Annotated in this window: 16 protein-coding genes; 11 read left to right on the forward strand and 5 right to left on the reverse strand. The window is 34.8% G+C overall.

The features are described 5' to 3' along the window. Positions 1–124: 124 nt before the first annotated feature. On the reverse strand, positions 125–607 hold the full coding sequence (locus KO493_RS08300) for a DUF1569 domain-containing protein (protein WP_216067471.1): 483 nt from the start codon (positions 605–607) through the stop codon (positions 125–127). Positions 608–702: 95 nt separating this feature from the next. Here KO493_RS08300 and KO493_RS08305 point away from each other — a divergent pair, with 95 nt between their 5' ends. After that, a complete protein-coding gene (locus tag KO493_RS08305; protein WP_216067472.1) occupies positions 703–972 on the forward strand; it encodes a hypothetical protein in 270 nt (89 codons plus the stop codon). Between the two features lie 223 nt (positions 973–1,195). Here KO493_RS08305 and ahcY read toward each other — a convergent pair whose 3' ends face one another. After that, positions 1,196–2,512: an adenosylhomocysteinase gene (gene ahcY, locus KO493_RS08310; protein WP_216067473.1), complete on the reverse strand. Its 1,317-nt coding sequence runs from the start codon at positions 2,510–2,512 to the stop codon at positions 1,196–1,198. A 128-nt stretch (positions 2,513–2,640) separates the two neighbouring features. Between ahcY and KO493_RS08315 the strand changes: the two genes are divergently transcribed. From KO493_RS08315 to KO493_RS08350, 8 genes are all read left to right on the forward strand, one after another. Continuing rightward, the gene (locus KO493_RS08315; RefSeq protein ID WP_216067474.1) at positions 2,641–3,267 is read left to right on the forward strand and encodes a 4'-phosphopantetheinyl transferase family protein; all 627 of its coding nucleotides are present in this window, start codon (positions 2,641–2,643) and stop codon (positions 3,265–3,267) included. Between the two features lie 159 nt (positions 3,268–3,426). Then, the gene (locus KO493_RS08320; RefSeq protein WP_216067475.1) at positions 3,427–4,179 is read left to right on the forward strand and encodes a geranylgeranylglyceryl/heptaprenylglyceryl phosphate synthase; all 753 of its coding nucleotides are present in this window, start codon (positions 3,427–3,429) and stop codon (positions 4,177–4,179) included. Beyond that, a complete protein-coding gene (locus KO493_RS08325) occupies positions 4,163–4,423 on the forward strand; it encodes a thiamine-binding protein (RefSeq protein ID WP_216067476.1) in 261 nt (86 codons plus the stop codon). The genes KO493_RS08320 and KO493_RS08325 overlap by 17 nt, the downstream gene beginning before the upstream one ends. After that, a complete protein-coding gene (gene pnuC / locus KO493_RS08330) occupies positions 4,407–5,039 on the forward strand; it encodes a nicotinamide riboside transporter PnuC (RefSeq protein WP_216067477.1) in 633 nt (210 codons plus the stop codon). Before KO493_RS08325 ends, pnuC begins: the two co-directional genes overlap by 17 nt. Beyond that, positions 5,000–5,581 carry an AAA family ATPase gene (locus KO493_RS08335; protein ID WP_216067478.1) on the forward strand — a complete coding sequence of 194 codons (582 nt, stop codon included), beginning with the start codon at positions 5,000–5,002 and terminating at the stop codon, positions 5,579–5,581. Before pnuC ends, KO493_RS08335 begins: the two co-directional genes overlap by 40 nt. Further along, positions 5,568–7,118 carry a DUF4301 family protein gene (locus KO493_RS08340; RefSeq protein ID WP_216067479.1) on the forward strand — a complete coding sequence of 517 codons (1,551 nt, stop codon included), beginning with the start codon at positions 5,568–5,570 and terminating at the stop codon, positions 7,116–7,118. Before KO493_RS08335 ends, KO493_RS08340 begins: the two co-directional genes overlap by 14 nt. A 4-nt stretch (positions 7,119–7,122) precedes the next feature. Continuing rightward, positions 7,123–7,530: an alternative ribosome rescue aminoacyl-tRNA hydrolase ArfB gene (arfB, locus tag KO493_RS08345; protein ID WP_216067480.1), complete on the forward strand. Its 408-nt coding sequence runs from the start codon at positions 7,123–7,125 to the stop codon at positions 7,528–7,530. Between the two features lie 320 nt (positions 7,531–7,850). Next, on the forward strand, positions 7,851–10,037 hold the full coding sequence (locus tag KO493_RS08350; RefSeq protein WP_216067481.1) for a TonB-dependent receptor: 2,187 nt from the start codon (positions 7,851–7,853) through the stop codon (positions 10,035–10,037). A gap of 87 nt (positions 10,038–10,124) precedes the next feature. Here KO493_RS08350 and KO493_RS08355 read toward each other — a convergent pair whose 3' ends face one another. Next, positions 10,125–10,562: a hypothetical protein gene (locus KO493_RS08355; protein ID WP_216067482.1), complete on the reverse strand. Its 438-nt coding sequence runs from the start codon at positions 10,560–10,562 to the stop codon at positions 10,125–10,127. A 400-nt stretch (positions 10,563–10,962) separates the two neighbouring features. On the opposite strand from KO493_RS08355, the gene greA reads away from it, so the two are divergent. Both greA and KO493_RS08365 read left to right on the forward strand, forming a co-directional pair. Beyond that, positions 10,963–11,436, forward strand: coding sequence for a transcription elongation factor GreA (gene greA, locus KO493_RS08360; protein WP_216067483.1), 474 nt, complete (start codon positions 10,963–10,965; stop codon positions 11,434–11,436). Between the two features lie 122 nt (positions 11,437–11,558). Next, positions 11,559–11,948, forward strand: coding sequence for an HIT family protein (locus tag KO493_RS08365; RefSeq protein ID WP_216067484.1), 390 nt, complete (start codon positions 11,559–11,561; stop codon positions 11,946–11,948). On the opposite strand, the gene KO493_RS08370 is transcribed toward KO493_RS08365, so the two are convergent. After that, a complete protein-coding gene (locus tag KO493_RS08370; protein WP_216067485.1) occupies positions 11,943–12,284 on the reverse strand; it encodes a hypothetical protein in 342 nt (113 codons plus the stop codon). The genes KO493_RS08365 and KO493_RS08370 overlap by 6 nt on opposite strands. Then, positions 12,284–13,435 (reverse strand): sensor histidine kinase, encoded by a 1,152-nt coding sequence (locus KO493_RS08375; RefSeq protein WP_216067486.1) that lies wholly within the window; start codon positions 13,433–13,435, stop codon positions 12,284–12,286. The genes KO493_RS08370 and KO493_RS08375 overlap by 1 nt, the downstream gene beginning before the upstream one ends. Positions 13,436–13,816: the final 381 nt, after the last annotated feature.

Raw genomic sequence — 13,816 nt, forward strand, 5'->3', positions numbered from 1 at the left:
CTTAAGCCTCGGTACTTCCTTTTCTTAGGCGGAATGGTGTTTTTATTAGGTTCTTCTGCGTTTTCTTTCAGTTTGAGGTGCGTTTTGGTTTTTAAGGTTTAAAAGTAAGGTATTTTGATGTTTTTTATTTGTGAATTTCCAAAATTTCTTTCACAATTTTCAAATGATGATTGGTATGTATTTCTAAAAATCGAAAAGTTTGTTTTTTTGATAAATTACCGAAAATATGGTGATGGAAGTAGGCGTGCTTATCGAGTGTTTGAATGATTTTTAACCCCGATCTGGCTTCATTGAGTTGATTTATTAATGTTGTTTCGGTGATGTTTAAGGTGTTGGAAATAACTTTTTTTGGCGCTCTAACTTTGCCTCGAGGAAAACGACCAATGAGAAAAATAAATGATCTCGTAGCATTGAATTTCGATGTGTAGGTGTCGGGGTTGGATGCGGCTAATAAATTACAAACGGTATTAAAAACTTTAAGTGCATGATCGAGTTGCCAGCCTATGGTCGCTGTTGAAACTTTTAAATTTTCGACATCTTTATAAATAATGTTTGCTTCAATTTCTAATAAAAGCTTTTGTAATTTATCTATTTGCTTGTTAATCATGTTTTAAAATATTTTTAAAAGATATCAATTAAATTCTTAACTTTAAGCTATTCCAACTAATACCGACCTATTGTTTCATTAAAAACGAATAAGATATGCTGCCTTTTAGATCTGAAATTAGAAATTCCCCATCGCACCCTACCATTAAAATTTTTTTAAGTGACGAAGCTTTAGTGCCTAGAATAAAAAAGCACTTGGATCATTTTAATGAGATTGAACTTGTTGAAATTAGAAAAACTCATGGACGAAATAGAGAAGAAGATAACCTCACTGTTTTCTTTAAAGATCATGTAGATATCACTAAAATGAAAACGAATATCGATTCGAGTTTATGGTGGTATTTTGAAGAAGACTTGGTAGATTAATAGCAATCTTGAAGCTGCGTTAGGGATTGAACGGTTTGTTTGAGCTCCCCGACGGTAGGAGGGAGCGAGTAGTGAAAGCCCGACCCCTTTTCGGGGTAACGCCCAAAAATGAAAAAATCCCAAACATGACTGCTTGGGATTATGTTTTATATAACTACTTCTGTTCTTGAGATTCCCGCCTATACTTCGACTACGCTCAGTATAAACTCAGGAATTGGAGAAACTAGTATCTGTAGTGTTCTGGTTTGTAAGGGCCATCAACCGTTACACCGATGTAACTGGCTTGTTCTTCGCGTAATTCGGTTAATTCTACACCAATTTTAGCTAAGTGAAGTTTGGCAACTTTTTCATCTAAAGCTTTTGGTAACATGTATACTTCATTCTCGTAAGCATCAGCATTAGTCCAAAGTTCAATTTGTGCTAAAGTTTGGTTTGTAAATGAGTTACTCATTACAAAACTAGGGTGTCCAGTAGCACAACCTAAGTTTACCAAGCGCCCTTCGGCTAGAATGATAATGTCTTTACCATCAATAGTATATTTGTCTACTTGAGGTTTGATGGTGTTTTTTGTATGTCCGTGGTTTTTGTTTAACCAAGCCATATCAATTTCATTATCAAAATGTCCAATATTACAAACGATAGCTTTGTCTTTTAAAGCTTCAAAATGTCTTGATTGAACGATGTCTTTATTTCCTGTAGTGGTAATTACGATATCTGTGTTTCCAATAACAGTTTCTAGTTTTTTAACTTCAAAACCATCCATGGCCGCTTGAAGGGCACAAATTGGATCAATTTCTGTTACCGTCACAATACTTCCTGCGCCTTTAAAAGAAGCGGCAGTTCCTTTACCAACATCACCATAACCACAAACAGTAACACGTTTTCCTGCTAACATAATATCGGTAGCACGACGAATGGCATCTACAGCAGATTCTTTACAACCGTATTTGTTATCGAATTTCGATTTAGTAACCGAGTCATTTACATTTATCGCCGGCATTGGAAGTGTTCCATTTTTTACACGCTCGTAAAGTCTGTGTACGCCTGTAGTAGTTTCTTCAGATAAACCGTTAATTCCTGTAGCCAACTCTGGGTATTTATCTAAAACCATATTAGTTAAATCACCACCATCATCAAGAATCATGTTAAGTGGCTGTCTATCTTCACCAAAAAATAAGGTTTGCTCGATACACCAGTCAAATTCTTCTTCGGTCATGTCTTTCCATGCATAAACAGCAGTTCCTGCAGCAGCAATAGCAGCAGCAGCTTGATCTTGAGTAGAGAAAATGTTACAAGAACTCCAAGTAACTTCTGCACCTAAAGCTTGTAAAGTTTCAATTAAAACCGCCGTTTGAATAGTCATATGTAAACAACCTGCAATTCTAGCACCTTTTAGTGGTTGAGAATCTTTATACTCTTCTCTTAAACTCATTAGTCCTGGCATTTCTGCCTCAGCTAATTCTATTTCTTTTCTACCCCAATCGGCAAGCGTGATGTCTTTAACTTTGTTTGCTACGTATGGAATTGTTTTTGTACTCATATCAATTTTTCTTTTTGTTAAAACCCAAACATCATTGTGATTAGGGCTGAAAATACTTAAATTCGCCTATCAAAAAGCACTAAAATATTTTGGAGCTGCAAAGGTAATCAATAAGTTTTAGATTTTAAATGCCTCTTTATAAAACCATAACACCAAATTCACAAACAACCGTTAAAATCTGGAAGATTGAAGAGTCTTATGATGATTTAATGCAAGGTATGACCCTAAAACCGGAAACTTTAAAACGCGTTTTGGGTATGAAAAGTGAATTGCACCAGCGCGGATTCCTTAGTGTTCGTAAATTATTAGCCGAATTTGGCTATTATGATACCGATTTATTTTACGACGAAAACGGAAAGCCACATTTAAAAGATGGTAAACAGATTTCAATTACACATTCCTTTAATTTTTCGGGTGTCATTATTAGTGACAGTATTGTAGGTATTGATATTGAAAAACATCGTGATAAAATTACCGTAATCGCTCATAAATTTGTTGATTACGAGGTTGATTATCTTGATGAATTATCGAGCTGTTATATTAAAAAATTAACGGCCATTTGGTGCGTAAAAGAGTCTTTGTATAAATTGTTTGCCGTACCAGGTTTAAGTTTTAAAGATTGCCTTTTGGTGATTCCTTTTGAGTTGATTGATGAAGAAACTAAGGCTTGGGTAGACTACAAAGACAAAAAACACCTTTATAATATTCGCTTTTTAGAGTTTGAAGGATTTACTTGTGCTTATGCTGCGGAATGAGGAGTTTGGGGGTAATAAGTAGTTTGAGGGTAATAAGTAGTTAAGTAGTTAAGTAGTTAAGTAGTTCAGGAGTTAAGTAGTGTAGGAGTTAAGCAGTTAAGTGGTTGTTTTTTTGCTAGATGTAAATAAGGTGATTATACGAGATAGAGGGTATTTGTGATGAATAATAAAATATATCAAAACATACTAAATTCGGTTTTGGAAAAAGAAAAACTACTAGCTGTTTTAATTGATCCTGATAAGTTTTTGGTTGATAAAGTGGGCGCTTTCATAGAAAAAGTGAATGCCTCTATAGCAACACATATTTTTGTTGGTGGTAGCACGGTAGATGATTTTGTAACCGGAATATTAGTGGTCGAAATAAAAAAGCACACCAAACTACCCGTCGTTTTATTTCCTGGTGATGTCACGCAAATCACGAATAAGGCTAATGCTTTGTTGTTTCTGTCGCTATTGTCTGGTAGAAATCCTGAGTATTTAATTGGTAAACATGTGCAAGCCGTTTCAAAACTCAAAAAGAGTACTTTGGAAGTCATTCCAACAGGTTACCTTTTAATTGAAGGCGGAAAGGTTACAGCTGTTGAACGCGTAACGGGTGAAAAACCTTTAAGTCGTTCTGATGTTCAGGAAATAGTTGATACCGCTTTTGCAGGACAGTTACTAGGTATGAAATTGATTTATCTCGAAGCTGGAAGTGGTGCCAAAGCACCGTTAACAAATGAGATTATCACTGAAGTAAAAAAAGCATTGAAACTTCCAATAATTGTGGGTGGCGGGATTAGAAGTAAACAGCAACTTGATGCCGTTTACAAAGCTGGAGCCGATATAGCCGTTATTGGAACTGCCTTTGAACAAGATGAATTATTTTTTGAAGAGTTAAAAAAAGACAAATACTATGAAAATATCAGTTGAATTAACATTAACGCCTATTCAAGACGAATACGAGCCAGCAATTATTAACTTTATAAAAAAATTGCGCGCCTCGCATTTAACCGTTCTTGAAAACCCATTAAGTACACAGGTTTATGGGGAATATGATGACGTGATGCAACTGCTTACTACAGAAATAAAGGAAGCTTTTGAATTGATTGAACGCGGTTTACTTTTTATGAAAATTGTAAAATCTGATAGACAAGATTATGAGCCACATTTTTGATTGGTTTTTTTCGCAATATCAAGGCATTCCTACACACCTTATAGTTCTAGAATTTGTTGGCGTGTTTTTTGGCTTTTTAAGCGTTTGGTATTCTAAGCAAGAAAATATTTTGGTGTATCCTACTGGAATTATAAGCACAGCTGTTTTTGTTTATATTTTGTTCGTTTATGGTCTTTTAGGCGATATGTCCATTAATGCTTATTATTTTGGAATGAGTATTTATGGATGGTATTATTGGACTAGAAAAGACGCTAGTAATCATGAAATTCCAGTTACTGTAACTACAAAAAAAGAACACGTTTGGAGTGTTGTTATATTTTTACTCACCATTTTGTTTATCGTTATTCTTTATATATGGAACGATAAGTTTAACTCTTGGACTGCTTATGTAGATACCTTAACCACAGCCATATTTTTTGTTGGCATGTGGCTTATGGCTAAAAAGAAACTTGAAAATTGGGTGTATTGGATTATTGGCGATATCATTTCGGTGCCGCTTTATTTATATAAGGGCTTAGTGTTTACCTCGTTTCAGTATTTAATTTTTACAGTAATTGCCATTTATGGCTATAAAGCATGGAAGAAAAGTTTAGACAACAACCCTCAAATTGCATAAAAGTAGTGTTGTTTGGTCCTGAATCCACAGGAAAAACAACACTTTCTAGGCAATTAGCACGGCATTATCATTCGGTTTGGGTACCTGAGTATGCCCGTGAGTATCTTCAGGATAAATGGAATAACGAGCGAAAAACTTGTGAGCCTCAAGATTTGTTACCCATTGCTGAAGGACAAATACGTTTAGAAAATAAATTGGCAAAAAAAACAGATACGGTATTAATTTGTGACACCGATTTGTTGGAAACCAAGGTATATTCGGAAGTGTATTATATTGGAAGTTGCGATCCTATTCTTGAAAAATACGCCTTAGAAAACACCTACGATTTGTATTTTTTGACCTATATTGATACGCCTTGGGAAGCAGACGATTTGCGAGATAAACCCAACGCGCGTGAAGCGATGTTTCAAGCGTTTCAAAATGAACTCATTAAGTGTAAAAAACCATATGTTTTACTAAAAGGGAGTAAGGCCGAACGCCTCGATACTGCAGTAAAACACATTGATGAATTATTAAAAGAAAAACACCATGTTTCTAGATAAGGATATTGATCAGATTTATAAAAAAGGAATAACCATTGAGCAAATAAAGGGGCAAATTACCCGATTAAAAGATGGAATGACGCATTCCCAATTAATTGGAGCTGCAACCATTGGAAAAGGAATTGAGAGTTATAATGAAGCCGAAACTGAAAAATTAATTCAGTTTTATGATGAAAATAATAAAGCGTTGTCTATTCTGAAATTTGTTCCAGCTTCTGGAGCAGCTTCTAGAATGTTTAAATTTTTATTTCAGTTTTTAAGCAATTATAGCCCAGCAAAAGAAAGTATAGAATCGTTTGTAGGCAAACAAGCCAATATTTTGGTTGATACTTTTATTTCTAACTTGAAATTGTTTCCTTTTTACAGTGAAGTGCTTGCTGCTGCTCGGGAAAGGCATGTGGACTTCGATGTTTTATCAAGAGGAGAACGTTGTGTGATTTTTGTGAAAATTATGATTGATGAAGATGGCTTAAATTATGCGTCTTTTCCAAAAGGATTATTGCCTTTTCATCAGTATGACGGTGTTAATATTACCGCATTTCAAGAGCATTTATTCGAATCTACTTTATACGCGACTTCAGGAGGGAACTCCAATTTACATTTTACAGTTTCAGAAAAACACCATCGCTATTTTAACGATGAATTGAATAAAATAAAAGAAGATTTGCAACAAAAAACAGACACAACTTTTAATGTGTCTTTTTCTTATCAGAAGGGCGAAACTGAAACTGTTGCGCTAACGCATAAAGATAAAGTTTATAGAAATGAAGATGGCTCAATATTATTCAGACCAGCAGGACACGGCGCATTGTTAGAAAACCTAAATGAATTGGATCATGATATTATTTTTATAAAAAACATAGATAATATCGTTGTTGCTAATAAAAATATAGAGGTGTCTAAATACAAAAAACTCCTTGCTGGTGTGTTATTAGAAGCTCAAGAGAAAGTGTTTGAATATTTACATAAATTGGATACAGGCAACGTTAGTAATTCCGATTTTCAGTTAATGGTGGTCTTTTTACGTTACCGACTAAATGTGCCAATAAATGTAGATTTTGAAACGCTTTCCTATCAAGAAAAAACAGATTATTTAAAAGACAAATTAAACCGTCCCATACGTGTTTGTGGTATGGTTAAAAATCAAGGAGAACCTGGTGGTGGCCCGTTTTGGGTAAAGGATAAAAATGACGAGGTATCGCTTCAAATTGTTGAATTTGCACAAATAGACTTTAGTAAAACGGTGCAACAAGGTATAGTTTATAAGGCCACGCATTTCAATCCAACCGATTTGGTTTGTGGCGTGAAGGATTATAAAGGTGATAAATTTAATCTTAAAGATTATGTAGATCCTGAGGCCGCTTTTATCACGACTAAAACGCAAAATGGTGTCGAGATAAAAGCCTTGGAGCTTCCAGGTTTGTGGAATGGTAGTATGGCGTTTTGGAATTCTATTTTTGTTGAAGTGCCTTTAGAAACGTTTAATCCTGTAAAAACAGTAAACGATTTACTGAAACCCGCGCACCAAGTGTCTTAGCTTCATGTTTGAAAAGGAAAAACTCATAAATGAATTAAGTTTTAAGGCCATTCGAAGTTCGGGTAGCGGGGGGCAACATGTAAACAAAGTGTCCTCCAAAATTGAACTTACTTTTAATTTGAATACTACTATAGTTTTTACCGAAACGCAAAAAGAACGCCTTTTTATTAAGCTACAGAATAGACTAACTAATGATGGTGTTTTAATCTTGCAATGTGATGAAAGTAGGAGTCAGCATAAAAATAAAGAACTTGCCATTACGCGCTTTTTAGAGTTAATAACCTCGGCGTTAAAAGTAAGAAAACGCCGTATTCCTACTAAAATCCCGAAATCGGTAATCAAAAAAAGACTAAAAAGTAAAAAGCAATTGTCTGATAAAAAAGCAAATAGACGCAAACCAAACCTCGATTAAAAATCTCCTTATTAATAGCGGGGTTTTAGTATTTGCTTAGTACTTTTGCAGCGTTCTCAATAAAGGGGTGCTTCTTACAGTGAACTGTTAAGCGTTTTTAGTGAATCATTTTTTTGCAAAGCAATTAATTATTCCTTTTTAACTTTTAATTTTAAACTGACACAAAGGGCTGAGATCATACCCATCGAACCTAGAACAGGTAATGCTGTTTAGGAACTTGAATTAATGTCACTTTTAAAGTTCAAAATTAATTCTAAAAACAAACTAATAACTTTAAAGAATAATAGCCTCTTTTTATTCGATTATAATGATTAATCGATATGAAATCGACTTTAAAAACTAGTATTAATAAACTGCTCTTTACAGTTGTTTTAGTACTTTCAGCAAACACTTTTGCGCAAGAGAATAACAGAGCGGTAGACTCTACTGTAACCGAAAATCTAGACGAAGTTGTCGTGCGATCGGTGCGTGTAAAGGCCGATTCGCCTATTACACACTCTAATGTTTCAAAGGAAGAATTAGAAAAACGAAACTTAGGTCAAGATATTCCAACGCTTTTAAATTACTTGCCTTCTGTAGTGACAACTAGTGATGCCGGAGCAGGAATTGGCTACTCTGGAATTCGTGTTCGTGGTACAGATGCCACACGCGTAAACGTGACTATTAATGGTATTCCTTATAACGATCCTGAAAGTCAAGGCACGTTTTGGGTGAATTTGGGCGATTTCGCATCTTCAACCGAAAGTTTACAACTTCAGCGTGGTGTGGGGTCATCAACCAATGGTTCTGGTGCTTTTGGTGCGAGTTTAAACTTGTTAACCGATAATTCTTCAGAAAACGCTTCCGCGGAAATTGCCAATAGTTTCGGGAGTTTCAATACTAGAAAACACACTGTGAAAATGAGCACAGGCTTAATAAATGATCATTTTGAAGTATCAGGACGTTTTTCTAAAATTGATTCCGACGGGTATATCGATCGCGCTTTCACCGATTTGAAATCATATTTTTTACAAGGGGTTTACAAAGAAGGAAATACTTTAATTAAAGCCTTAACTTTTGGGAATCAAGAAAAAACCTACCAGGCTTGGTATGGTTTAACGGCTCAACAATTAGAGGAAGACCGTCGCCAGAACCCGTATACTTATGATAATGAAATTGATGCCTATTGGCAAGATCATTATCAGTTACATTGGAATCAGCGTTTAAACAATCGCTGGTCAACAACTTTAGGTTTAAACTATACTAAAGGCGAAGGATATTTTGAGCAGTACGAATCTGAAACCACCGATATTGATTTATACAACGGTATTGTGGTAGCGACAGATGTTAATGGTGATGGCGAACCGATTACCGATGTGATTAGAAGACGTTGGTTGGATAACGATTTTTATGTGATTAATGCCAACGCAACTTATAAAAATAGTGTCATAGAACTTATTTCAGGAATTTCATATAACACCTATTCTGGAGACCATTTTGGTGAGGTGATTTGGGCCAGACAATTTGCACCAGATACCGAAATTAGAGATCATTATTATGATGGTGATGCTACTAAAAATGATTTTAGTGTATTTTCAAAAGCGAGCATTCGATTTTCCAATAGGTTTACAGGGTTTGTTGATTTACAAGGCCGTTTTGTAGGTTATAAAACCGATGGTATAAATTCTGACGGTGTGCCTTTTGTAACTGATGCGAATTTCAGTTTCTTTAATCCTAAAACAGGTTTAACTTTTAAGCTTTGTGATGTTAATAGTTTTTATGGGTCTTTTGCTGTCGCGAATAGAGAACCAAATAGAGATGATTTTAAAGCAGGCATTACCGATAATGAAACGCTTTATGATTATGAATTAGGTTGGCGTCATAATAGTCAGAAACTGAATTTAAATGCCAACTTGTATTATATGTTTTACCATAATCAACTGGTGTTAACTGGTGAGTTAGACGATGTGGGAAGCCCAATAAGAGCTACCAGTGGTGAAAGTTACCGTTTAGGACTTGAAGTTGATGCTAATATCATGTTTACTGATAAATTCAGCATGAATACTAACGTAACACTTAGCCGAAACAAAAACATTGATTTTACAAGCTCAATTGATGGTGAGTTAGTCAATTTAGGAGAAACCAATATTTCGTTTTCACCAAATGTGATTGTGGGTAACGCCTTTAACTATTCGCCAATAGAAAATTTACAACTATCATGGTTAAGCAAATTTGTTGGTGAACAATATATGGGGAATACCGATAATGAAGGCTCTAAACTTGCAGACTATTTTGTTAATGATTTAAGTGTTACCTATGTAATTAAACCTAAAAAAATATTCAAAGCCATTGTAATTTCAGGATTAGCAAACAATGTTTTTAATCGTGAATATGTATCCAATGGATATTTTGGTTCTTACGATTACCTAGATCCCTCTAGCTCTACGGGAACTACAACAGGTTATTACGCAGGTTATTATCCGCAAGCCACGGCTAACTTTTTATTGGGACTTAATTTGAAGTTTTAAGGCCTAATGTTTAATACTTAGAAAAATAATGTGTGGTGCTGGATGGGGTTCAGTACCACATTTTTTTTTGTAATAATGATATTTTATCTAGTTCGAAATGTAAAGCATATTACCGCTCAAGTTTGCAGGGTAAAATTTTAAAGCACATCTCAAGCCATCATTGTTTTCGGGTTCACCAGTAATGAAATTATAACGGTTGCCATCGCCACAACCACACTCGCCAAAAAGCCCATCTGGTATAATAGCAGAGCAAGCACTTCTCGCGTGATTCGGGTCGCTGGCATCCCAAGCCATGTAACTGCCACCAATACTAGCAACAATAACGCCGTTATTGCCTATGCCAGAAATATAAATAGAATTGCCATCAAAATTTAATTGACTGTATTGTGGTAGACTTAAATCAATTTGATAATTAACTGTGACATCAAGTAAAAAGTTGCAGTTCTCATCGTTTTCGTTACTGCCACTGCAGTTCGTTAATAATACTAAACAAGAAAGGAAGAATATAGTATGTAGTAATTTCATAGTTAATGGAAATAAGGCGCAATTTACAATAAATAGAAAACAGAGGCCGTTAAATTTTATTGTTTAACGTTGTGGTTTTTATGATATTTTTGCGTCAGTTACCTTTGCGGCTTAGCGCTTAGAAATATATTAAATTTTGTTCTGTTGTCAAGGCGTGCAGTCGAGAATGTTTCGGTGTTATAGTAACCAATCTCGACTGCGCTCGATTTGACATGGCGACTCAAAATTCAATTTAAGTTTACGTAACTAACTAGCCACCGCTAAACATATAATTTAAATATTTTGTATATTTGTAGGACAATCTCGTGGAAACGGGATTTTTTTGTTTGCTGAATCCTTTAACGCGTTTATTTTATGTTGAAGTATCTCAGCATCTTTTATTAAGTAAAACAATGAAGTTATGAGTAAAGCATCGTACTATACAGCAGATGGATTAAAAAAATTGAGAGACGAGTTAAGACAACTTAAAGATGTAGAGCGTGTAAAAGCCTCTAAAGCCATAGCAGAAGCCAGAGATAAAGGAGATTTAAGTGAGAATGCCGAATATGATGCCGCTAAAGAAGCGCAAGGGATGTTAGAAATGCGAATTTCTAAGTTAGAGGACGCTTTGGCAGGAGCCCGTGTTATTGATGAGTCGCAAATGGATACTTCTAAAATTTTAGTGTTATCGAAAGTGAAAATAAAAAATCAAACCAATGGCATGGAAATGAACTACACATTGGTTGCGGATGGTGAAGCAAATTTGGCTACCGGTAAAATTTCTGTGAATTCTCCTATCGGGAAAGGTTTACTAGGAAAATCGGTTGGCGATGTTGCCGAAATTCAAGTGCCTAATGGGGTGATGAAATTTGATATAGTTGAAATCTCAAGATAGATTTAAACCTTACAAATTATCTGTAAAGTATATTTTAAAGCACTGATATAAAAGATTTCTGTTTTATTTGGACAGGAATCTTTTATATTTACATAGAACGCTCACTAATTAAAAATCATATTATGGCATCAATTTTCACTAAAATAGTAAATGGCGAAATCCCTTGTTACAAGGTTGCAGAAACCGAAGATTTTTTAGCCTTTTTAGATGTTAACCCCAATGCAAAAGGGCATACACTTTGTATTCCTAAGCAAGAGGTAGATAATATATTCGATTTAGATGAAACGACCTACCATGGTTTACTGGCTTTTTCTCGCGCGGTAGCAATAGCCTTAAAAAAAGCGGTGCCATGTTTGCGAATTGGAGTAAGTGTTATTGGTTTAGAAGTGCCTCATGCACATGTGCATTTAATTCCGCTTCAATCTATGGAAGACGCCAGGTTTATTCAAAAGGTATCTATGAGCAATGAAGCGCTTCAAGCTTTGGCTAATGCCATTCAAGCAGAATTATAATACAACGAGAGAAATACTTAAGCCAATAAGTGCGATGCCACCAATAATAAGGCTCCAAGAGAGCGCTTTTAATTTGGTAAACGGCGATTTTGGATCAACTACTTTTTTCTGGTAATCTACAACACGATCAATATCATCGGTCCACTGTTCTGGGTAAATGGCAGTATCACAAGTTTTACAATTTAATTCATGCTTAATTTCTGGTGTAATGGCTTTGTAGAATGATGTTTCCACTATTTTTTGCTTAAATAATAAATGCAATCCCTTAGTATTGTAACAATGCGGACAATTATTGTTTAAAGCAACTTCTTTAATTTCGATGTGTTTTTCAGCCATTATACGGTGCTTTTTAAACTTATTTGGAAGGTGGTTCCTTTTCCTAATTCAGAATGTGAAACTTTTATTTTTCCATCATGGAAATCTTCAATAATACGTTTTGTTAATGATAATCCCAAGCCCCAACCACGTTTTTTCGTGGTATAGCCAGGTTCAAATATCTTCGTAAAGTTCTTTTTAGCAAGGCCTTTCCCTGTGTCGGAAACACAAACTTTAACGTTGTTTTCAAGTTGGGAGATTTCAACCATTAATTTACCGCGGCCTTTCATGGCATCAATAGCATTTTTAACCAAATTTTCAATCGTCCAACTGTAGAGCTGTTTGTTTAAATTTACAAAAATTTTTCCATTTGGAACATGTAATTCAAACTCAATAAGATCCGATGACCGCGCTTTTAAATAGTCGTAAGACTGTATGGTTTCTTCAATAATATCTGCTTTTTCAAGTGTAGGAAGCGATCCTATTTTACTAAATCGTTCGGTAATGGTTTGCAAACGGTCTATGTCCTTCTCCATTTCAATAATATAATCGGGGTCTACGTTTTCAGTTTTTAAAATTTCAGTCCAACCAATTAAAGACGATAAGGGCGTGCCAATTTGATGTGCCGTTTCCTTAGCCATTCCAGACCATAATTTATTTTGCGTGGCGTTCTTATTACTGCGATAGAAGAAGAAAATAACCGCCCCAAAAAGAAAAACAATAAGCAGTAAAGCTAATGGGTAATATTTAAGTTTGTTGATTAAAGGTGAGTTTCCATAATAAATCGTGCTGTTCAATTTATTATCGAAAATAACTTCAATAGGTTTGTTTTCACTTTTAAAGGTTGCGATTAATTTGTTAACATAGTTTTGATCGGAAAATCGCTTATCATCGATATTAAGATAACTACCTATGCTACCATCTTTATTAATTTCTAAAACAGGTGTGGTAGTGTTGCTGTTCAATACTTTAAGCGTCAGGTCGAGATTGGTGTTGTCGTCCGCATTAATTAAATCGGTTTGAGCAAACGACCAAATTTCCATTTTAATGCGTTCTTCCTCTTTAAAGTGCTGAAAGAACTCATAAGTTTTCCATAAAATGAGGGAAACAATTGCAAAAGATGCGATGATAATGCCCCAACGAAAAGTATTGCTATATTTTGCAAAAATCATTAATTCCAAAATTTGATTGGTAATATAATGCAAATCTGTTAATATTATTGCGCCTGTGTTTAGTAAATTGTTTATTCGACCGGGAAAGTTTCCTTGGTTTTTAAGGAAACCCGTTTTCTTTCATTTTGTAAAAGCTTTTGTTAATGTTGAAAACTAGATTCAGTTTTCATGTTTTTTTTAGTTAGTTTTGTGCAAATATATTGGGGAAAATATTCTACGTAGACCAAAAAATGGTGTTGGTCAATAAATTACAGTTTTTTTTCGTTTATAATGTATGCGTTAATGCATTAGGCCTGTTGTAATTCGTATTGAAATTATTTTCATAAAAAAGCAGCGACCCCATATTAATTAAAATTTAGGAAGTTAAATCAAACATAAATA

The organism is Pseudotamlana agarivorans (genome assembly GCF_018860245.1).
GTDB classification, from domain to species: Bacteria; Bacteroidota; Bacteroidia; order Flavobacteriales; family Flavobacteriaceae; genus Pseudotamlana; species Pseudotamlana agarivorans_A.

What these genes read in the sequence shown, in the direction of transcription:
- KO493_RS08300 (WP_216067471.1), bottom strand. Translation starts at nt 607, where the DNA reads ATGATTAACAAGCAAATAGATAAATTACAAAAGCTTTTATTAGAAATT.
- KO493_RS08305 (WP_216067472.1), top strand. Translation starts at nt 703, where the DNA reads ATGCTGCCTTTTAGATCTGAAATTAGAAATTCCCCATCGCACCCTACC.
- ahcY (WP_216067473.1), bottom strand. Translation starts at nt 2,512, where the DNA reads ATGAGTACAAAAACAATTCCATACGTAGCAAACAAAGTTAAAGACATC.
- KO493_RS08315 (WP_216067474.1), top strand. Translation starts at nt 2,641, where the DNA reads ATGCCTCTTTATAAAACCATAACACCAAATTCACAAACAACCGTTAAA.
- KO493_RS08320 (WP_216067475.1), top strand. Translation starts at nt 3,427, where the DNA reads ATGAATAATAAAATATATCAAAACATACTAAATTCGGTTTTGGAAAAA.
- KO493_RS08325 (WP_216067476.1), top strand. Translation starts at nt 4,163, where the DNA reads ATGAAAATATCAGTTGAATTAACATTAACGCCTATTCAAGACGAATAC.
- pnuC (WP_216067477.1), top strand. Translation starts at nt 4,407, where the DNA reads ATGAGCCACATTTTTGATTGGTTTTTTTCGCAATATCAAGGCATTCCT.
- KO493_RS08335 (WP_216067478.1), top strand. Translation starts at nt 5,000, where the DNA reads ATGGAAGAAAAGTTTAGACAACAACCCTCAAATTGCATAAAAGTAGTG.
- KO493_RS08340 (WP_216067479.1), top strand. Translation starts at nt 5,568, where the DNA reads ATGTTTCTAGATAAGGATATTGATCAGATTTATAAAAAAGGAATAACC.
- arfB (WP_216067480.1), top strand. Translation starts at nt 7,123, where the DNA reads ATGTTTGAAAAGGAAAAACTCATAAATGAATTAAGTTTTAAGGCCATT.
- KO493_RS08350 (WP_216067481.1), top strand. Translation starts at nt 7,851, where the DNA reads ATGAAATCGACTTTAAAAACTAGTATTAATAAACTGCTCTTTACAGTT.
- KO493_RS08355 (WP_216067482.1), bottom strand. Translation starts at nt 10,562, where the DNA reads ATGAAATTACTACATACTATATTCTTCCTTTCTTGTTTAGTATTATTA.
- greA (WP_216067483.1), top strand. Translation starts at nt 10,963, where the DNA reads ATGAGTAAAGCATCGTACTATACAGCAGATGGATTAAAAAAATTGAGA.
- KO493_RS08365 (WP_216067484.1), top strand. Translation starts at nt 11,559, where the DNA reads ATGGCATCAATTTTCACTAAAATAGTAAATGGCGAAATCCCTTGTTAC.
- KO493_RS08370 (WP_216067485.1), bottom strand. Translation starts at nt 12,284, where the DNA reads ATGGCTGAAAAACACATCGAAATTAAAGAAGTTGCTTTAAACAATAAT.
- KO493_RS08375 (WP_216067486.1), bottom strand. Translation starts at nt 13,435, where the DNA reads ATGATTTTTGCAAAATATAGCAATACTTTTCGTTGGGGCATTATCATC.